Below are 17,851 nucleotides of genomic sequence, written 5' to 3' on the forward strand. Positions count from 1 at the left end.
GCTCGCGTGCGCAGGGGCCAACAATCCCACGTTCGGCCGGGCTCAGGTGGGCTCAGTCGGCGAGCGCCTGGCCCACCACGTCCTTGGCCGCCTGCTGCACCTGGGTGAGGTGCTCGGCGGAGACGAACGACTCCGCGTAGATCTTGTAGACGTCCTCGGTACCGGACGGACGGGCCGCGAACCACGCGTCCGCCGTCGTCACCTTCAGCCCGCCGATCGCGGCGCCGTTGCCGGGCGCGGCCACGAGCCGGTCCGTGATCGGCTGCCCGGCGAGCTCGGTCGCGGACACCGCCTCGGGGGCGAGCGCACCGAGCTTGGCCTTCTCCTCCCGGGTGGCCGCCGCGTCGACCCGGGCGTACCAGCTCTCCCCGAACTCGGCGACCTGCTCGTCGTGCAGCTGGCTGGGGGAGCGGCCGGTCACGGCCTGGATCTCGGAGGCGAGCAGAGCGAGCAGGATGCCGTCCTTGTCCGTTGTCCACACGGAGCCGTCCCGGCGCAGGAACGAGGCACCCGCGGACTCCTCGCCGCCGAAGCCGACGGACCCGTCCAGCAGGCCCGGCACGAACCACTTGAACCCGACCGGCACCTCCATGAGCGCGCGGCCGAGCCCACCGACGACCCGGTCGATCAGCGCCGACGAGACCAGGGTCTTCCCGACCCCGGTGCTCGGGCCCCAACCGTCCCGGTGTGCGTACAGGTATGCGATCGCCACGGCCAGGTAGTGGTTCGGGTTCATCAGGCCCGCGTCCGGGGTGACGATGCCGTGCCGGTCGGCGTCCGCGTCGTTGCCGGTCGCGATGTCGTACGGGGCGGCCGCACCATCGGCGCGCATCGTGTGCACCAGGGACGCCATCGCCGACGGCGAGGAGCAGTCCATCCGGATCTTGCCGTCCCAGTCGAGCGTCATGAACGCCCAGCGCGGGTCCACCACCGGGTTCACCACGGTCAGGTCAAGGCTGTGCCGGTCCGCGATCGCGGCCCAGTAGTCCACGGAGGCGCCGCCGAGCGGGTCCGCTCCGATCCGGATGCCGGCCGAGCGGATGGCGTCCAGGTCCAGGACCGAGTCGAGGTCGTCGACGTAGGTGAGCAGGAAGTCGTGCTTGTGCACGGTCTCGGAGGAGACGGCGCGCTCGTAGGGCACCCGGGCGATCGCACCGACGCCGGAGCGCAGCAGCTCGTTCGCGCGGCGGGCGATCGCGCCGGTCGCGTCGGAGTCGGCGGGGCCGCCGTGCGGCGGGTTGTACTTGAAGCCGCCGTCACGCGGGGGGTTGTGCGACGGCGTCACCACGATGCCGTCAGCGAGTCCCGGCCCGTGGGTGCGGACGCCCTCGGCGGAGCCGGCGCCGTTGTGCCGCAGGATCGAGTGGGAGACGGCGGGCGTCGGGGTGTAGGAGTCGCGCGCGTCGATGCGCACGTCCACCCCGGCGGCGGCGAGGACCTCGAGAGCGGTCCGGGTGGCGGGCTCCGAGAGGGCGTGGGTGTCCCGGCCCAGGTAGAGCGGGCCGTCGGTGCCCTGCGCCCTGCGGTACTCGAGGATCGCCTGGGTGATCGCGACGATGTGCGCCTCGTTGAACGCGGTGTCCAGGCTGGACCCTCGATGGCCGGACGTCCCGAAGACGACCTGCTGGCTCACCTCGTCCGGGTCCGGGGTCCGGTCGTAGTAGGCGGAGACGACGGCGTCGACGTCGATGAGGTCCTCGGGTAGGGCGACCTGCCCAGCGCGCTCATGCATGCCCTTGATCCTGCCACCGCAGGGGCAGGCTGGCGACCGACCGGGTGCATTGCCGGACCGGGGCTCCGGTCCGGTCGGCGTTCGATCGCCTGCCCCGTCGCTCGGTAGGGTGGCCGCCATGGCCAAACGCAAGAAGTCCGACGGCGTCAACTCCAAGGTCGCGGCTCGTCGCGCCGCGCGCAAGGCGGCTCAGGCAGCGAACGCCGCAGGCGGCGCGACCGGCGCCGACGACGGTGGCCGGCGCGCGTTCGCCGATCTGCCCGGCGAGGCCGACTGGGTCGCGATGCGCGAGGTGGTGCCAGCCGCGACGGCGACCGCGCGCACGAACGCCGAGTACGGCTCGAAGGACATCGTGGTCGCCTCACTGATACCGGGCATGCTCCCGGCGCTGCACCGCACCGACGGCGTGATCATGGTGGCGCTGCAGACTCCGTCCACCAGCGGCGACCCGAGCCGGGACGTCGCCGCCGCGCTCATCGAGATCCTCGACACCGAGCCCGGCACCAGCCTCGACCACTTCGAGCTGCCCGGCCCGGGGCCCCGCCTGCAGGACGTCCTGGACACCGACCACCCGTTCGAGGTCACCGTGCACGAGGGCTTCGACTTCGTGGTGCCGGACGGTGTCGATCCGGAGCCGGAACTCAAGGCAGCGCTGGAGGAGTTCGCCCAGTTGACCGTGCCCACGGTCAAGGTGCCCGGCGTCGAGGCCGCGTACTGGTGCCGGATGGGCGCCCGGGAGTTCCTGCGCTGGTCGCGGACCGAGGACGAGGAGCAGCTGCTCGACGCCCTCGCCCGGTTGCACGCGAAGCGCGAGTCCGGCCTGGACGCCGACGCCCGGTTCATCGGGGCGTTCCGCTCCAGTGGGCTCGTGGTGCCGGTCTGGGAGCTGGCCCGGGGCACCGAGGCGGAGGAGATCGAGGACCTCCTCGGTCCCTATCAGGAACGGCTCGTCGCGGCGCTCGCGGTCGGTGAACCGCTGACCGCGGACGAGCGCCGGGCGCGAGCCGGGATCGTGTCCCGGCAGGTGACGCTCCGGTAGTGGAAGAGTCAATGGGTCTGAACGCTCCAATCGCGTTAGGGTAAAGAAGTGAGCAGCGAGTCAGCCGGGGGCAGTGGTTCCCTACGCGTGATCCGCCGCCGCGCCCCCGAGGGTGCGCGCCATCCCGTTCCGTCCGCCCCGGACGATCAGCGGGTGGCCGTGGTGATCCCCGCCAAGGACGAGGCCGAGCGGATCGCCGCGACCGTGCGTGCGGTCCGGGCGATCCCGCACGTGGATCTGGTGCTCGTGGTCGACGACGGCTCCGAGGACGACACCCAGCACCTGGCCCGGGGCGCAGGCGCCGTGGTGGTCCGGCACTCCCACAACCGTGGCAAGGCCTCCGCGATGGAGACCGGCGCCGCGGTGGTGGCCATGCGCGACGCCGAGACCGGCCCGGCGCGGCTGCTGCTGTTCGTCGACGCCGACCTCGGTGCCACCGCCGTCAACGCGGCCCCGCTGGTACCGCCGGTGCTGCACGGCAAGGCGGACATGTCGATCGCCACCCTGCCGAAGCAGGCGGGGGCCGGCGGCCGGGGCATCGTCACCGGCCTGGCGCGTCGCTCCATCCACGCCGCGACCGGGTGGGCGCCGGCCCAGCCGCTGTCCGGGCAGCGCTGCCTGACCCGGGCCGCCTTCGACGCGGCCACCCCGCTCGCTCGCGGCTGGGGTGTGGAGACCGGGATGACGATCGACGTGCTGCTGCAGGGCTTCGCCGTGGTGGAGGTGCCCTGCGACCTGCGGCACCGGGCCTCCGGCAGCGATCTGAAGGGCCAGCTGCACCGGGCGGCGCAATACCGGGACGTGGCGATGGCTGTGGCCGCACGCCGCTTCCGTCACTACAAGCAGAAGGTCAGCCGGGACGACCCCGGCGAGGTACCCGGACCCTCCGGACAGGCTGGGCAGGCGGAGCCGCCGCAGTTCTGACCGGCTCGCCCGGCTCCTGGTTGGCCCGGATCAGGTCGGCCGGCTCAAGGGCGAGCATCCAGGTGGCACACGCGGCGAGCAGCAGCGGCACCGTGACGGACACCCCGATCGCCGGGATGGCGATCCCGGAGTCGTTGACCACCAGGCCGAGGCCGAGAGCAACACCGATCGCGATGATGCCCGGCGGCAGCATCGGGGCGTCCCGGCCCATCCTGGAGATCGGAGTACCGGCGGAGAGCCAGTCGTACCCGCCACCACCGGGTGAGGTGATCGCGCCACGGATCGGCCTTGCCAGCACGAACACGACGGTCAGCACGCCGCAGATCGCCAGGATCGTCAGCGGCCGGTTCCCGAACAGGATCGTGATGTTCTGGTCCAGCTTGCGGGCGATCACCGGCCACAGGCCGCCGTCGAGCACCGTCTGGAAGAACCGGCCCAGGTGGGTGCGGTCATCGGCCGGCCGCAGCCAGTCGATGAACGCGAGGCCGATCGTCGCGGCCGCCGCCACCGCGAGGACGCCGAGGACCCGCTTCCAGGTGAGCCTGATGCCCGCCGCCATGAGCGCCAGCAGCCCGTACGCAGGCAGCAGCGCCGGCGGCCCGCCGAAGTCCGCGCCGATCCCCGGGGCGCCGTCGATGGCCGCCGCGAACACCCCGATCGCGAGCACGATCACCCCGGCGAGCTTGCGCCGTCCGGCCCGCACCAACGGGTTCGCGATGGCGACCGTGACCAGCAGGGTGGAGACGGTGAACAGCGAGAACGAGGTGTTGTTCATGCCGTAGAACCGGCCGGCCACGAGGGTCGGCACCCCCATGACGGCGGAGATCTGCAGGGTGGCTCCGGTGACCACGTCCACCGTGAGCACCCCCGCCGTGACCGCGGCGACCCAGGTCGCCGGGCCGAGGACGCGCCGGCGCCACGGACCCACGAGCGCGATCGCGACGATCAGGGCCACCCAGCCGAGCGTGATCACGGCCAGGCCGAGTGCCGGTGGCGTGCTGCGCCACCACGGCAGCAGATTCGCCAGGAACGACGAGACCGGGAGCGCGCCGATGGACAGCGCCACCACCCGGAGCAGCCGGAGCACCCCGGACCGGGCGACCACGAGGTTCTCGTCCGGCCGGCCGCGCCGGCGTGGGAAGCGCCGGGCCAGGAACGCGCGGATCCGGGTCGCGGCCGGCCGCTTGAGGCCGAGCGCCACGGCGGCGAACAGGGCCAGGTTGAGGATCACGAGGATGAGGTAGTAGCTGGCCACCAGCGGGCGGACGGCCTGCGCGTGCAGCTCGTCGTCGAGCAGGACCTCGATGCGCTGCGCGGCTGTGCTCGAGTCGGGCAGCGCCCGCGCCGGTGCGCCGATGGTGACGCCGCTGGGGATCGCGGCGGTGATGCCCAGCAGCCCGGTGATCGTGGCCTGCTGGTCGGTGGCGAGCACGTAGCCGTCCTGACGGGTGGAGGAGGACGTGAGCAGCGCCGGCTCCTGGTCCGCGCCGCTGATCGCCAGCACCCGCAGCCCCGGGCCGGACCCGGAGTCGGAGATCCCGGACAGGACGATCACCGGGTCGGTCCCGGAGTCCCGGATCCCTTGGATGATCGCGGCCACGTGCTCGTCCGCGACCTGGACCTGGTTGTCGTGGTACTGCTGGGTGGTGACCGGGCCGGGTGCGTCCTGGACCTCGCCGGCGTCGATGACCACCAGCCGGGACCGCTCGAGGGCGATGGTGGTCTGGACGGTCCACTCCTGCGCGCCGGTGGGCCGGCGCATGTGATCGGCGGTCTGGCCGGCCGCGTCGGCGAGGGCGATCGCGGCGCCCGGGCCTATGCTCGTCGCCGGGGTCTGGGTGCCTACCGTCGCGTCTCCGAGCAGTCCGAGCCGGGCGTCGAAGTTCTCCTCGGCGGCCGCGGCCTGGTAGTCGGCCCAGCCCGGCACCGACCCGTCCGGGTCGGGTTCGAGCAGGTCCCGGCACGGTCCGGAGGTGTCCGCGGCTCGGGTGCCGGCCGAGATCGCGAGCCAGCCGTCCGCCGGGCAGGAGCTGGTTCGCACGCTTCGGACCACGAGCGAGCCGACCGAGTCCTGGGACAGCGACCACAGGGCAGGGGTCATCGGGGTCACGTCCGCCCAGGCCAGACCGGCCACCCCGATCACCACGACGGGCCGGTCGGGGTCGACGTCCCGCGGCTGCCCGCCCGCCAGCGACGGCTCGACCGCCCCGGTGACCCCTCCGGAGGCTGCCGCGACCCGCGATGGCGACGCTGCGCCGTCGGGCGTTGCGCCCGCGACCGACGGTGGGGTGAGCATGAGCAGCACCACGGCGGACAGCGCCACCACCAGGGCGCGCCATAGGCGCGCCACGGTGCGGGCGCTCGGTGCCCGCGTCGTCGCGGCGGCCGGGTTCGGAGTGCTCGAGGTCATCGAGGCTCAGCGTAGAGGCGCGATGCGGAGGAATCGTGCCCTGGTGCGGGGGATTCGTGCCGCCGGACCATCAGGAGCGTCCGTTCGGCACGGGTGTGATTGCGCTCTCGGCGATCCGTGGACATCGGCTCTAGCGCGCGTGGGAGCCGTCCGGTACTGTTGCGGCTTGAGGTTGCAGTGCATCGCACGTCTTGACGTCGACCTTCGCAGGTCGGCGTCGTTCTTCTTACCGGAGAGTGACGAACGACACCGTGGCCGCGGGCTCGACAAGCGGGCCCGCGACAACACTCCCGAAGGAGAACAATTATGACTACCGGAATCGTGAAGTGGTTCAACGCCGAGAAGGGCTTCGGCTTCATCGCCCCCGAGGATGGCAGCGCCGACGTGTTCGCGCACTACTCCGCCATCGCCACGAGCGGCTACCGCACGCTCGAGGAGAACCAGCGTGTCGAGTTCGAGGTGACGCAGGGCCCCAAGGGTCCCCAGGCCTCGGACATCCGTCCCGTCTGAGTCTGACTCGCGGGGCCGTCTGAGCCCCCCGTTCGAACTCTGCGAAGCGCACCATCCCCTCGGGGGTGGTGCGCTTCGCGCATTCCGGGTCCGGAACCCGCGCGCGCCCGGCATGGCTCAATTCGAGGGCGCGGCGTTCGGGGCCGACGTGGCACCCGAACCGGACTCCTCGACATTGTTCGTGCGGACGTACAGCCCGGCCGGCTCCACGCGCACCCGCAGCCCGACCGCCTCACCGATGAGATCGCCGTCGACCTGGACATGCGCGGGCTCCTCGATGAGGACCCGGACCTGCTTGCCGCGCCAGAACTCGATCGTGCTCGGACTGTTCGGCAGTTGCCGGCGGATCCCGAGGCCCTGCCCGACGACCTGCCCGAACAGCGAGGCCCAGCCGAACAGCCCGCCCCGCGTGTCCAGGGCCGCGATGTCGAGCCAGCCGTCGTTGATCTGCGCGTCGGGCAGCAGCACGATCCCGCCGGGCAGGCGGCCACAGTTCGCGAACAGCAGGCTCCGCAGTCGCAGGTGCTGACCCGGTTCCTCGTCCACGGACATCCGGAGCCGGACCTTGCGCCCGTGCAGGTGGCGGGCGCCGGCCAGGAAGTATGCGAACCAACCCACCCGGGCCTTCAGCTCGTCGCCCGCCCCGGCCACCATCGCCGCGTCGAAGCCGACGCCCGCCATCACCAGGAACAGGTGCTCGTCCTCCCCGGGGTCCAGCGCCGTGTCGATCGCAGCATCAGAGTCGGCTCCGGGTTCGTCGTCCTCACGGGCCGGGCGCAGCCGATCCGGCCGGACCCAGCCGATGTCGATCGGGTGGTCGGTGCCGGTCAGCGCGGTGCGGATCAGGCTGCGGGCGCCGTCGACCGGCAGGTCCAGGTTGCGGGCGAGCAGGTTCCCGGTGCCCAGCGGCAGCAGCCCCATCGGCGTGCTGGTGCCGACCAGGGCCATCGCCACCGAGCGCACGGTGCCGTCGCCACCGGCAGCCACCACCACCGAGGCCCCGGCGGCGAGCGCCCGCCGCGCCTGACCGAGACCTGGGTCGGCCACGGTCGTCTCGTACCAGAGGGGTTCGGGCAGGCCGGCCTCGGCGCAGACCTGTTCGACGGCGGTGCGCAGCTTGCGAGGATCGGTCACCTTGATCGGGTTCACCACGAAGGCGGGCGGCCCGGTGGGCGCTGTGGATCCAGCGGGTTCGGTGCTGCCCGTGCCGAGGGAGGGCACGCGCTGGCTGCGTTCGGAGATGCGGCGCAGCAGCACCAGGCCGACCACCACCGCCGCGACCGCCAGGACGAGCGCGACGACGCTCACCACCTGTTCCCACGTCATGGCTGCACGGTAGCCCCGACCACGCCGGCCGGGCCGATCCGCCCCGCACACGCCGGTGCTCGGGACCGATACGCTCGTGCGTGTGATTGATCTGAAGAGCCTGCGCGAGGATCCGGACGTTGCACGAGCGAGCCAGCGGGCCCGTGGAGAGTCCCCCGCGCTGGTCGACAAGGTCCTCGATGCCGATGCCAGGCGGCGCTCACTGCTCACCGAGTTCGAGCGGCTGCGCGCGGACCAGAAGGAGGTCTCCCGCTCTGTCGGCAAGGCCACGCCCGAGGAACGCCCGACGATCCTGACGAAGGCGAAGGAGCTCTCCGACCACGTCAAAGCGGCCGAGGCGGACGCCGACCGTGCTCGTGACGACCTGGACCGGCTGCTTGCCGGCTTCCCGAACATCGTGCTCGACGGCGTGCCGGCCGGCGGCGAGGACGACTACGTGGTGCTGCGCACCGAGGGCGCCCCGCGCGACTTCGCCGCGGAGGGTTTCACCCCGCGTGACCACCTGGAGATCGGCGAGCTGCTCGCCGCGATCGACACCGAGCGCGGCGCCAAGGTATCCGGGGCCCGGTTCTACTACCTCACCGGCATCGGCGCCCGCCTCGAGCTGGCCCTGCTGAACGCCGCGATCGACAAGGCCGTGGGTGCGGGCTTCACCCCGATGATCACGCCCACCCTGGTCAAGCCGGAGATCATGGCCGGCACCGGGTTCCTCGGCGCGCACGCGGACGAGATCTACCGACTCGAGGCGGACGACCTGTACCTGGTGGGCACCTCTGAGGTTGCCCTGGCCGGTTACCACTCCGGCGAGATTCTCGATCTGAGTGCTGGTCCGAAGCGGTACGCCGGCTGGTCCGCGTGCTACCGCCGGGAGGCCGGCTCCTACGGTAAGGACACCCGCGGCATCATCCGGGTGCACCAGTTCCACAAGGTCGAGATGTTCTCCTACGTGCCGGTCGAGGAGGCCGAGGCCGAGCACGCCCGCCTGCTCGCCTGGGAGGAGGAGATGCTGGCCGCCGCAGGCCTGCCCTATCGGGTCATCGACACCGCCGCGGGGGACCTCGGCACCAGCGCCGCCCGCAAGTTCGACTGCGAGGCCTGGCTGCCCACCCAGGGCCGCTACCTGGAGCTGACCTCCACCTCGAACTGCACCACGTTCCAGGCCCGCCGCCTCGGCATCCGCGAGCGGACGCCGTCGGGCCAGACGCGCCCGGTCGCGACGCTGAACGGGACCCTCGCGACCACCCGCTGGATCGTCGCGATCCTGGAGAACCACCAGCTGCCGGACGGCTCGGTGCGGGTGCCGGAGGGCTTGCGCGGCTACCTCGGCGGGCTCGAGGTGCTCGAGCCGGCCGGCGGATCGGCCACCGCATGAGCGTCGCGTTCACGCCGGAGGCGATCGCGGACCTGAGTCCTGGGCCACAGCTGCTGGTCGCCCTGGACATCGACGGCACCATCCTCGGTCACGACGGCACGATGTCCGACGGCGTCGTCGAGGCGGTCGCCGACCTCGCCGCGAGCGGCACGCACGTCGTGCTCGCGACCGGCCGGTCGCTGCAGGCCGTCACCCCGGTGCTCGCGCACCTGGGCCTGGGGACGGGGTGGGCGGTCTGCTCCAACGGCGCCGTCACCATCCGGCTGGACCCGGAGCTGGAGGGTGGCTACGAGATCAACGACGTCGCCACCTTCGACCCCGAGCCGACCCTGCGCCTGTTGCGCGAGCACGCACCGGACGTGCTGTTCGCCGTCGAGGACCTCGGCCGCGGGTTCAAGGTGACCGCGCCGTTCCCGATGGGCGAGCTGACGGGGGAGGTGCGCGTCGTCGACTTCGAGGAGTTGTGCGCGGCGCCGGCCTCCCGGCTCACGCTGCGCGCCCCCGACCTGGACGCGGACGACTTCCATGACCTCGTCGAGCGCAGCGGCCTGCACGGGGTGAGCTACGCCGTCGGCTGGACGGCGTGGCTGGACATCGCGCCGGAGGGCATCTCCAAGGCGAGCGCGCTCGACGTGGTGCGTCAGCGCCTCGAGGTGCCGGCGGGATCCACCCTGGCCGCGGGGGACGGGCGCAACGACATCGAGATGCTCGGCTGGGCCGGCGTCGGGGTCGCCATGGGCGGCGCCGACGCGGACACGCTGGCCGCGGCGGACGTGCATACCGGACCGGTCGAGGAGGACGGGCTGGTGCCGATCCTGCGGGCCGTTCTGCACGGGGACGGCGTTTAGGGCACACTCCGATCCGTGGCCCCAGACATCGATGACGTGGCGAGGGCGGCGGGAGTCTCGACGGCGACCGTCTCGCGGGCGCTGCGCGGGCTGCCCAATGTGCGTGAGTCCACCCGTGCACGAGTGCGTCAGGTCGCGATCGAGCTGGGGTACGCGCCGTCGGCCTCGGCGGCGTCACTGGCATCGGGACGAACGCGCACGGTGGGCCTGCTCACCCCGTGGTTCCGGCGCTGGTTCCATGCTGCGGTCACCGAGGGTGCCGAGCGGGCGCTGCGGGCCGACGGCTTCGACGCCCTGCTGTACTCCTTCGAGCTGGACGAGGAGTTCCGGCGCTCGCGGGTCGACCCGTTCGTGCTGCGCCGGAGGGTGGACGGGGTGCTCGTCGTCGGCATGACGCTGGACGCCGACGAGATCGCCACCCTCGCGGGGTTGGAGGTGCCCCTGGTGTTCGTCGGAGCAGGTCCGCCGGATCGGGTCACGGTCGGCATCGACGACGAGGCCGCGGCCCGCGTGGCCACACGCCACCTGCTCGACCTGGGGCACACCCGGATCGGGTATCTGGGTGGCGCCCCGGCCGAACGTGCGACGTGGTCTCCGCCGGTGCTCCGGCTGGAGGGCTACCGGGCCGAGCTCGCGCGGGCGGGCATCGGGGTCCGGCCGGAGTGGCTGGTCCACGGTCACTTCGGGATGACCGGCGGGCGCACCGCGTGCGGTGGACTGCTGGACGCACACCCGGACATCACGGCCGTGTTCGCGGCCTCTGACGAGATGGCGTTCGGTGCGATGCACGCGATCCGCGACCGCGGCCTGCGCGTGCCCGAGGACGTCTCGGTGATCGGGATCGACGGCCATGACCTCGGTGACCTGGTGGGTCTGACCACTGTGGCGCAGGACGCCGTCGAGCAGGGGGCCGCTGCGGCCGCGCTCATCCTGGAGATGCTCACAGGCACGCCGGTCGGCAATCGGCTCACCTACCCGACGACCCTGGTAGAGCGCTCTTCCACTGCAATACCGCCGATCTGACCTGTGATGCGATTGTTATGCGCTCCGGGCCGGAAACGGTTGCAGGCATCGGCCGTAAGCGCTTGCATGGGGTAGGCGATAGTGCGGGTCCCGCGCTGTCGTGTTTCCGACGTGTAGCAGGAGGACAACTCGATGATGAGGACGACGGCTCGGCGTACCGGCGCCGCAGTGGCGGGAGGCCTGGCGTTCGCGCTGGCCCTGACCGCGTGTTCCGGTAGTGACCTCGGCGGCGGGGGCGGCGACGGTGATGACGGCGGCGGCGACGCGGCCTGCGAGGACTACGCCGACTACGGCACGTTCGAGGGCGACGAGGTCACCATCCTCTCCTCGATCCGTGAGCAGGAGGCCGACCAGATGGAGGACACCTTCGTCGACTTCGAGGAGTGCACCGGCATCGACGTCGTCCACAACGGCATCGGTGAGTTCGAGACCCAGGTGGTGGTGCAGGCCGAGGGTGGCAATGCGCCCAACCTCGCGATCATCCCGCAGCCCGGCCTGCTCGCCCGCCTCGTGAACGACGGCTACATCGTGGAGCCGAGCGAGCAGACCGTCACCAACGCCCAGGAGGGCTGGACCGAGGAGTGGCTCAACTACGGCACCGTTGACGGCACCTTCTACGCCGCGCCGCTGATGGCGTCGGTGAAGTCATTCGTCTGGTACTCCCCGACCGCGTTCGAGGAGAACGGCTACGAGGTACCCACCACCTGGGACGAGCTGATCGCGCTCTCCGACCAGATCGTTGCCGATCACGGCGCCGACGGCGTCGTGAAGCCCTGGTGCGCCGGCATCGAGTCCGGTGGGGCGACCGGCTGGCCGGCCACCGACTTCATCGAGGACATGGTCCTGCGTGAGGCGGGCCCCGAGGTCTACGACCAGTGGGTCACCCACGAGATCCCGTTCAACGACCCGCAGATCCTCGCGGCCACCGAGCGGGCCGGTTCCATCCTGCGCAACGAGGACTATGTCAACGGTGGCATCGGGGACTCCCGGTCGATCGCGACGACCTCGTTCAACGACGGTGGGCTGCCGATCCTCGAGGGCAACTGCTTCATGTACCGGATGGCCTCCTTCTACGAGGCACAGTGGCCCGAAGGTACGGACGTCAGCCCCGAGGGTGACGCGTTCGCGTTCTACCTGCCGGGTGACGACGCGGACTCCAAGCCGCTGCTGACCGCCGGTGAGTTCGTCGGCGCGTTCGACGACAACGAGGCGACCCAGGCCGTGCAGGCGTTCATGTCCTCCGGTGAGTGGGCGAACCTGCGCGTCACCATCGGCGGCGTCACCAGCGCGAACAACGCGGTGGACCCGGCGAACGCCTCTTCGGACGTGCTGCGGCTGGCCATCGAGCTGCTGCAGGACCCCGACGCGGTGACCCGCTTCGACGGTTCCGACCTGATGCCCTCGGCCGTCGGTGCCGGTTCGTTCTGGACCGGGATGACCGAGTGGATCGACGGCGCGGACACCCAGGCCGTGCTCGACCAGATCGAGGCGTCCTGGCCGGCGAGCTGATCCGATGAGTTGACGCGCGTGGGGGCGGAACCTGCTGGGTTCCGCCCCCACGCGCGACGTGTCGGTCCGCTCAGTTGACGAGAGGAGAACCAACGGTGGACTTCTTCCTGAATGACAAGTTCGGCCAGATGCTGCTCGTGATCATCGCGTTCGCGGCGCTGATCGCAGTGCTGCTCGCGATCGCCTGGGCCGCCGACAAGTGGGTCGGCAAGGGACGGCGGTGGGCCGCGCTCGCGGTGTTCGGTGGACCGGCTCTGCTGCTGCTCGTGGTCGGCCTCATCTACCCGGCGATCCGCACGTTCTACATGTCCTTCTACGATGCGGGCACCGACAACGCCGTCGGGCTGCAGAACTACATCTTCACGGTCACGAACACGGGTGCCGTGATCGCGTTCCGGAACACGTTCATCTGGGTGATCCTGGTGCCGATCCTGTCCACCGTGATCGGGCTCGTCTACGCCATCCTGATCGACAGGTCACGGCTGGAGAAGCTCGCGAAGTCGCTGCTGTTCCTGCCGGTGGCGATCTCGTTCGTGGGGGCGGGCATCATCTGGAAGTTCGTCTACGAGTACCGGGGCGCCGCCCAGGAGCAGATCGGCCTGCTGAACGCGTTCATCACGTGGCTCGGCTTCGAGCCGGTCCGGTTCCTCCAGGACGCGCCGTGGAACACGCTGTTCCTGATCGCGGTGATGATCTGGATCCAGGCCGGGTTCGCGATGGTGGTCCTGTCCGCGGCGATCAAGGCGGTGCCGACGGACATCATCGAAGCGGCCCGGCTGGACGGAGTGAACGCCTGGGAGATGTTCCGGAACATCACCGTGCCGAGCATCCGGCCCTCGCTCGTGGTGGTGCTGACCACGATCTCGATCGCGACGTTGAAGATCTTCGACATCACCCGGACCATGACCGGGGCCCGGTTCGACACCCAGGTGCTCGCGAACCAGATGTACGACTACTCGTTCGTGTTCGGTGACAACGGCGTCGGTTCGGCAATGGCGGTGGTCATCTTCATCCTGGTCATCCCGCTCGTCGCGTTCAATATCAGACAGATGGCCAAGAACAGGGCGGTGCGAGGATGAGCGTCGAGGCAGGCGTCCCGGAGGTCGCAGAGGTAGCCACGCAGCGGCCGAGCCAGCGGTCGACGGCCACGAAGTTCCGCTCCCTGGTGGGCAACCGGATCGGTAGCGTGGTCGCGGTGGTCATCGCGGTGCTGTGGACCATCCCCACGTTCGGGTTGTTCATCTCCTCGTTCCGCCCGGAGGAGGACATCAAGTCGAGCGGGTGGTGGACGTTCCTGTCCAACCCGGAGTTCACCCTGGACAACTACCAGGAGGTCCTCTTCGGGCGTGCCTCCTCGGGGTCGCTGTCCGACTACTTCATCAACTCGTTGGTGATCACCGTGCCGGCCACGGTGATCCCGTTGGTGCTCGCGACGATGGCCGCGTATGCGTTCTCGGTGCTGGATTGGCGGGGCCGGGACTGGGTCTTCGTCGCCGTGTTCGCCCTGCAGATCGTGCCGTTGCAGATGGCGCTGATCCCGTTGCTGCGGATCTTCTCCTCGAGCGGCCTGCTGGACACGTTCCCGTACCTGTCCGTGTGGGTGGCGCACTCCATCTTCGCGTTGCCGCTCGCAGTCTTCCTGCTGCACAACTTCATGTCCGATGTGCCCAAGGAACTCGTGGAGGCGGCCCGGGTGGACGGCGCCGGTCACGTGTCGGTGTTCCTGCGGATCATGCTGCCGCTCATGGCGCCGGCGATCGCCTCCGTCGCGATCTTCCAGTTCATCTGGGTGTGGAACGACCTGCTCGTGGGCCTGACGTTCACCGGCGCCAACAACGCGATCCAGCCGCTCACCGCTCGTCTGGCGGAGATGGCCGGTTCGCGCGGCCAGGACTGGCAGCTGCTCACCGCGGGCGCGTTCGTGTCCATGGTCCTGCCGCTGATCGTGTTCCTGTCCCTGCAGCGCTACTTCGTCCGGGGCCTGCTGGCCGGCTCGGTCAAGGGCTGACCAGCCGAGGCTCGCGCCGTGCGTTCGCTGAGATCGCACCTGTGCCTCTGACCTCACACCGAAGGACGGTGCGAGGTCGAGGCCGTGGGTGCGATCTCAGCGCGTCAGCTGGCGCCGCTACAGGTACTGGCCGGTGCCGTGGTTGCTGCGGTCGTCGCCGGCCGGCCCGGGCGCCCCCATGGACGGGTGCGAGACGCCCGGAGGGAGGGCCCGCATCCCGACGAGTTGGTTCTGGGCGGCCATCTGCTGCGCCACCAGGGCGGTCTGGATGCCGTGGAACAGGCCCTCGAGCCAGCCCACGAGCTGTGCCTGCGCGATCCGGAGCTCGGCGTCGGAGGGCGCCCGGTCGTCGGTGAACGGCAGCGTGATCCGGTGCAGCTCGGCGACCAGGTCCGCGCTCAGCCCAGCCTCGAGCTCGTGCAGCGAGCGCTCGTGGATCTCGGCGAGGCGCTCCCGGGCGGCCTCGTCCAGGGGTGCGCTGCGGACCTCCTCGAGCAGCTGCTTGATCATCGTGCCGATCCGCATCACCTTCGCGGGCTCCTCGACGAGCGCGGCCGGGTCTGCGCCCTCCTCGGTCGCGACTCCGAGACCGGAGGCGGACGCCACCACGACCCGCGGCCGCTCGGGCTTGCTCCCGGATCGTTCGTCGGCGACGGTGCGGGCCTCATCAGCTGCCTGGTCGGCATCGTCGGAGCGCTCGCCGAGGAGGGTCTCCTGCATCGCTTCGTCGGGGCTCGCGGTGGCCTCGGTGGCAGCCGTGGTCACGTCATCGGTCCGGTCATTGGTGGGCTCGTCGCTGCTCATGCGTCCATCATGCCTGCCTGGCCCCCGCGGGCGCAGGTCGTGACGATAGCCTGCAGGCATGAACTGGTTGACCAACGCCGCGCACACCCGCTGGCTCGAGGCCGAGGCCGATTCCCTGCTCGCGTTCGCCTCCGGCGCACTCACCGACGAGGGCTTCGGCTACCTCGACGGCGAGGGCCGGCCCGTGCCCGCGGAAGGCTCGCACCTGTGGGTCACCTGCCGGATGATCCACTCCTTCGCCCTCGGCGCTCTGCTCGGCAGGCCAGGCTCGGCGACCATGGTCGACCACGGAGTGCGCGCCCTCGCCGAGCACTTCCATGACAAGGAGCATGGCGGCTGGTACGCCCAGGTCGGACCCGACGGGCCGATCGACAGCACGAAGGCCGCGTACGCGCACGCGTTCGTGATCCTCGCCGCCTCGAGCGCGGCGGCAGCCGGTCGGCCGGGCGGCAAGGAGCTCCTCGCCGAGGCGCTCACTGTCTCGCTCGAGCGGTTCTGGCGGGACGAGGACGGCATGGTCGTGGAGTCCTACGACGCCGGCTTCACCCGGCTCGAGGACTACCGCGGTGTAAACGCGAACATGCACACCGTGGAGGCCTACCTCGCGGCCGCGGACGTCACCGGTGACGACGCCTGGCTCGAGCGGGCAACCCGGATCACCAAGCGCGTGGTCGACGACTTCGCCCGCAACAACGACTGGCGCATCCCCGAGCACTTCGATGCCGACTGGAAGCCGTTGCCCGACTACAACATGGACCACCCGGCGGACCCGTTCCGCCCGGCCGGCGCCACCATCGGGCACTGGTTCGAGTGGAGCCGGCTCACGCTGCACGCGCGCGCGGCCTGGCAGTTGCGGGGCGTCTCGCCGGAGGACTGGATGCTCGACGGCGCCCAGGCGCTCTTCGACCTCGCCGTCACCGAGGGCTGGGACGTCGACGGCGCGGACGGCTTCGTCTACACGGTCGACTTCACCGGCAAGCCGCTGGTCACCGAGCGGATGCACTGGGTGGTCACCGAGGCCCTCGGCGCCGCCGCCGCGCTGTACCGGGTGACCGAGGACCCGAACCTCCCGGCCTGGTACCAGCTCTGGTGGGAGTACGCCGCCGTGCACCTGATCGACGAGGAGGGCGGCTCCTGGATCCACGAGCTCGACTCCGACAACGAGCCGAGCGCGACCGTCTGGAACGGGAAGCCGGACATCTACCACGCCATCCAGGCGACCCTCATCCCGCGCCTGCCGCTGACCCCGCCGATCGCACCGGCCCTGGCGCAGGGCCTGCTCGACAAGGTCTGAGCCGCTGCTGGGCGGGCGGGCGGAGACGCAGTCAGGGAACGAGCAGGACCTTGCCGAACACGGCGCCGTCGGCCATGAGGCGGTGCGCGTCCGCGGCCCGGTCCAGCGGCAGCCGCTCGTGCACCACCGGGAACACCCGGCCGGATGCCACCAGCGGCCACGCCTGCTCACGCACGCTCGCGACGATCTCGACCTTCTCCGACCGCGGCCGCTTGCGCAGCAGGCTGCCGTGCACGCCGGCCCACCGGCCCATCAGGCGCCCGATGTCGAGGGTGGCTTTCGTGCCCTGCTGGGCGGAGATGATCACCAGCTGACCATGGGTGGCGAGACTGGCGAGGTTGCGCTCGAGGTAGCCGGCGCCGATCACATCCAGGATGAGGTCCACCCCGGCGCCGTCGGTGACCCGATCCACCACCTCGGCGAAGTCCTCGGTGCGGTGGTCGATGCCGACGTCCGCGCCGAGTGCGACGCACCGGGCCACCCGCTCGGGCCCGCCCGCGGTGGTCAGCACCCGCGCCCCGAGCGCCTTCAACAACAGGATCGAGGTGGTGCCCACCCCGCCGGAACCACCGTGCACCAGCACCGTCGAGCCGGCCGCGGACTCCGGCGTCAGCCCGGCCACTCCGGCCAGGTTCGACCAGACGGTGCAGATCGCCTCCGGTAGCCCGGCCGCGTCCACCAGGTCCAGCTCCGCGGGTACCGGCAGGAGGAACGCGGCAGGCGCGACCGCCTTCGAGGCGTAACCCCCGCCGTCGAGCAGCGCGCAGACCCGGTCACCGACCGACCAGCCGCTCACTCTCGGACCGAGCGCCGCGATCGTGCCGGACACCTCGAGCCCCGGCCAGTCCGGCGCGCCCGGTGGCGGCGGGTGGTGCCCCTTCAGCTGGAGCAGGTCGGCCCGGTTCACGCCGGCCGCGGCGACGTCGATGAGGACCTCGCCGTCGCCCGGCACGGGGTCGGGCACGTCGGCGGGGAAGAGCACTTCGGGGCCACCGATGCCGGTGGCGAGCACTGCGCGCATGATCCCAACGTAGAGCCAGAACACGCCGACG

Annotated in this window: 15 protein-coding genes; 10 read left to right on the forward strand and 5 right to left on the reverse strand. The window is 71.1% G+C overall.

Annotated features, from left to right (window positions below; all coding sequences use genetic code 11):
• Positions 1-52: 52 nt before the first annotated feature.
• Complete coding sequence (pgm, locus tag HALOF300_RS13340) at positions 53-1,732, reverse strand: phosphoglucomutase (alpha-D-glucose-1,6-bisphosphate-dependent) (RefSeq protein WP_156741426.1); 1,680 nt, start codon at positions 1,730-1,732, stop codon at positions 53-55.
• Positions 1,733-1,850: 118 nt separating this feature from the next.
• On the opposite strand from pgm, the gene HALOF300_RS13345 reads away from it, so the two are divergent.
• Entirely contained in the window at positions 1,851-2,771 is a 921-nt protein-coding gene (locus HALOF300_RS13345; RefSeq protein ID WP_231955339.1) for a DUF5926 family protein, read from the forward strand.
• A gap of 87 nt (positions 2,772-2,858) precedes the next feature.
• The gene (locus HALOF300_RS13350) at positions 2,859-3,695 is read left to right on the forward strand and encodes a glycosyltransferase family 2 protein (protein WP_231955364.1); all 837 of its coding nucleotides are present in this window, start codon (positions 2,859-2,861) and stop codon (positions 3,693-3,695) included.
• Here the strand turns inward: HALOF300_RS13350 and HALOF300_RS13355 are convergent.
• Positions 3,622-6,105 carry a hypothetical protein gene (locus HALOF300_RS13355; RefSeq protein ID WP_156741427.1) on the reverse strand — a complete coding sequence of 828 codons (2,484 nt, stop codon included), beginning with the start codon at positions 6,103-6,105 and terminating at the stop codon, positions 3,622-3,624. The genes HALOF300_RS13350 and HALOF300_RS13355 overlap by 74 nt on opposite strands.
• Before the next feature lie 306 nt (positions 6,106-6,411).
• Between HALOF300_RS13355 and HALOF300_RS13360 the strand changes: the two genes are divergently transcribed.
• Positions 6,412-6,615, forward strand: coding sequence for a cold-shock protein (locus tag HALOF300_RS13360; protein WP_154792686.1), 204 nt, complete (start codon positions 6,412-6,414; stop codon positions 6,613-6,615).
• Between the two features lie 117 nt (positions 6,616-6,732).
• Here HALOF300_RS13360 and HALOF300_RS13365 read toward each other — a convergent pair whose 3' ends face one another.
• Complete coding sequence (locus HALOF300_RS13365) at positions 6,733-7,941, reverse strand: diacylglycerol/lipid kinase family protein (RefSeq protein WP_156741428.1); 1,209 nt, start codon at positions 7,939-7,941, stop codon at positions 6,733-6,735.
• Between the two features lie 82 nt (positions 7,942-8,023).
• On the opposite strand from HALOF300_RS13365, the gene serS reads away from it, so the two are divergent.
• The 6 genes from serS to HALOF300_RS13395 all read left to right on the forward strand — a co-directional run bounded on the left by serS (position 8,024) and on the right by HALOF300_RS13395 (position 14,701).
• Positions 8,024-9,313: a serine--tRNA ligase gene (gene serS, locus HALOF300_RS13370; protein ID WP_156741429.1), complete on the forward strand. Its 1,290-nt coding sequence runs from the start codon at positions 8,024-8,026 to the stop codon at positions 9,311-9,313.
• Positions 9,310-10,161: an HAD family hydrolase gene (locus HALOF300_RS13375; protein WP_156741430.1), complete on the forward strand. Its 852-nt coding sequence runs from the start codon at positions 9,310-9,312 to the stop codon at positions 10,159-10,161. Before serS ends, HALOF300_RS13375 begins: the two co-directional genes overlap by 4 nt.
• 15 nt (positions 10,162-10,176) lie before the next feature.
• The gene (locus HALOF300_RS13380) at positions 10,177-11,184 is read left to right on the forward strand and encodes a LacI family DNA-binding transcriptional regulator (RefSeq protein WP_156741431.1); all 1,008 of its coding nucleotides are present in this window, start codon (positions 10,177-10,179) and stop codon (positions 11,182-11,184) included.
• 135 nt (positions 11,185-11,319) lie between these two features.
• Positions 11,320-12,693 carry an ABC transporter substrate-binding protein gene (locus HALOF300_RS13385; RefSeq protein WP_197522542.1) on the forward strand — a complete coding sequence of 458 codons (1,374 nt, stop codon included), beginning with the start codon at positions 11,320-11,322 and terminating at the stop codon, positions 12,691-12,693.
• Between the two features lie 95 nt (positions 12,694-12,788).
• Positions 12,789-13,772, forward strand: coding sequence for a carbohydrate ABC transporter permease (locus HALOF300_RS13390; protein ID WP_231955341.1), 984 nt, complete (start codon positions 12,789-12,791; stop codon positions 13,770-13,772).
• A complete protein-coding gene (locus tag HALOF300_RS13395) occupies positions 13,769-14,701 on the forward strand; it encodes a carbohydrate ABC transporter permease (protein WP_156741433.1) in 933 nt (310 codons plus the stop codon). The genes HALOF300_RS13390 and HALOF300_RS13395 overlap by 4 nt, the downstream gene beginning before the upstream one ends.
• A gap of 117 nt (positions 14,702-14,818) precedes the next feature.
• On the opposite strand, the gene HALOF300_RS13400 is transcribed toward HALOF300_RS13395, so the two are convergent.
• The gene (locus tag HALOF300_RS13400; RefSeq protein WP_231955343.1) at positions 14,819-15,505 is read right to left on the reverse strand and encodes a bacterial proteasome activator family protein; all 687 of its coding nucleotides are present in this window, start codon (positions 15,503-15,505) and stop codon (positions 14,819-14,821) included.
• A 58-nt stretch (positions 15,506-15,563) separates the two neighbouring features.
• Here HALOF300_RS13400 and HALOF300_RS13405 point away from each other — a divergent pair, with 58 nt between their 5' ends.
• Positions 15,564-16,799 (forward strand): AGE family epimerase/isomerase, encoded by a 1,236-nt coding sequence (locus tag HALOF300_RS13405; protein ID WP_156741434.1) that lies wholly within the window; start codon positions 15,564-15,566, stop codon positions 16,797-16,799.
• 31 nt (positions 16,800-16,830) lie between these two features.
• Here HALOF300_RS13405 and HALOF300_RS13410 read toward each other — a convergent pair whose 3' ends face one another.
• Entirely contained in the window at positions 16,831-17,820 is a 990-nt protein-coding gene (locus HALOF300_RS13410) for an NAD(P)H-quinone oxidoreductase (RefSeq protein ID WP_156741435.1), read from the reverse strand.
• Positions 17,821-17,851: the final 31 nt, after the last annotated feature.

The sequence above is a fragment of the Occultella aeris genome (assembly GCF_902703175.1).
Classification (GTDB): domain Bacteria; phylum Actinomycetota; class Actinomycetes; order Actinomycetales; family Beutenbergiaceae; genus Occultella; species Occultella aeris.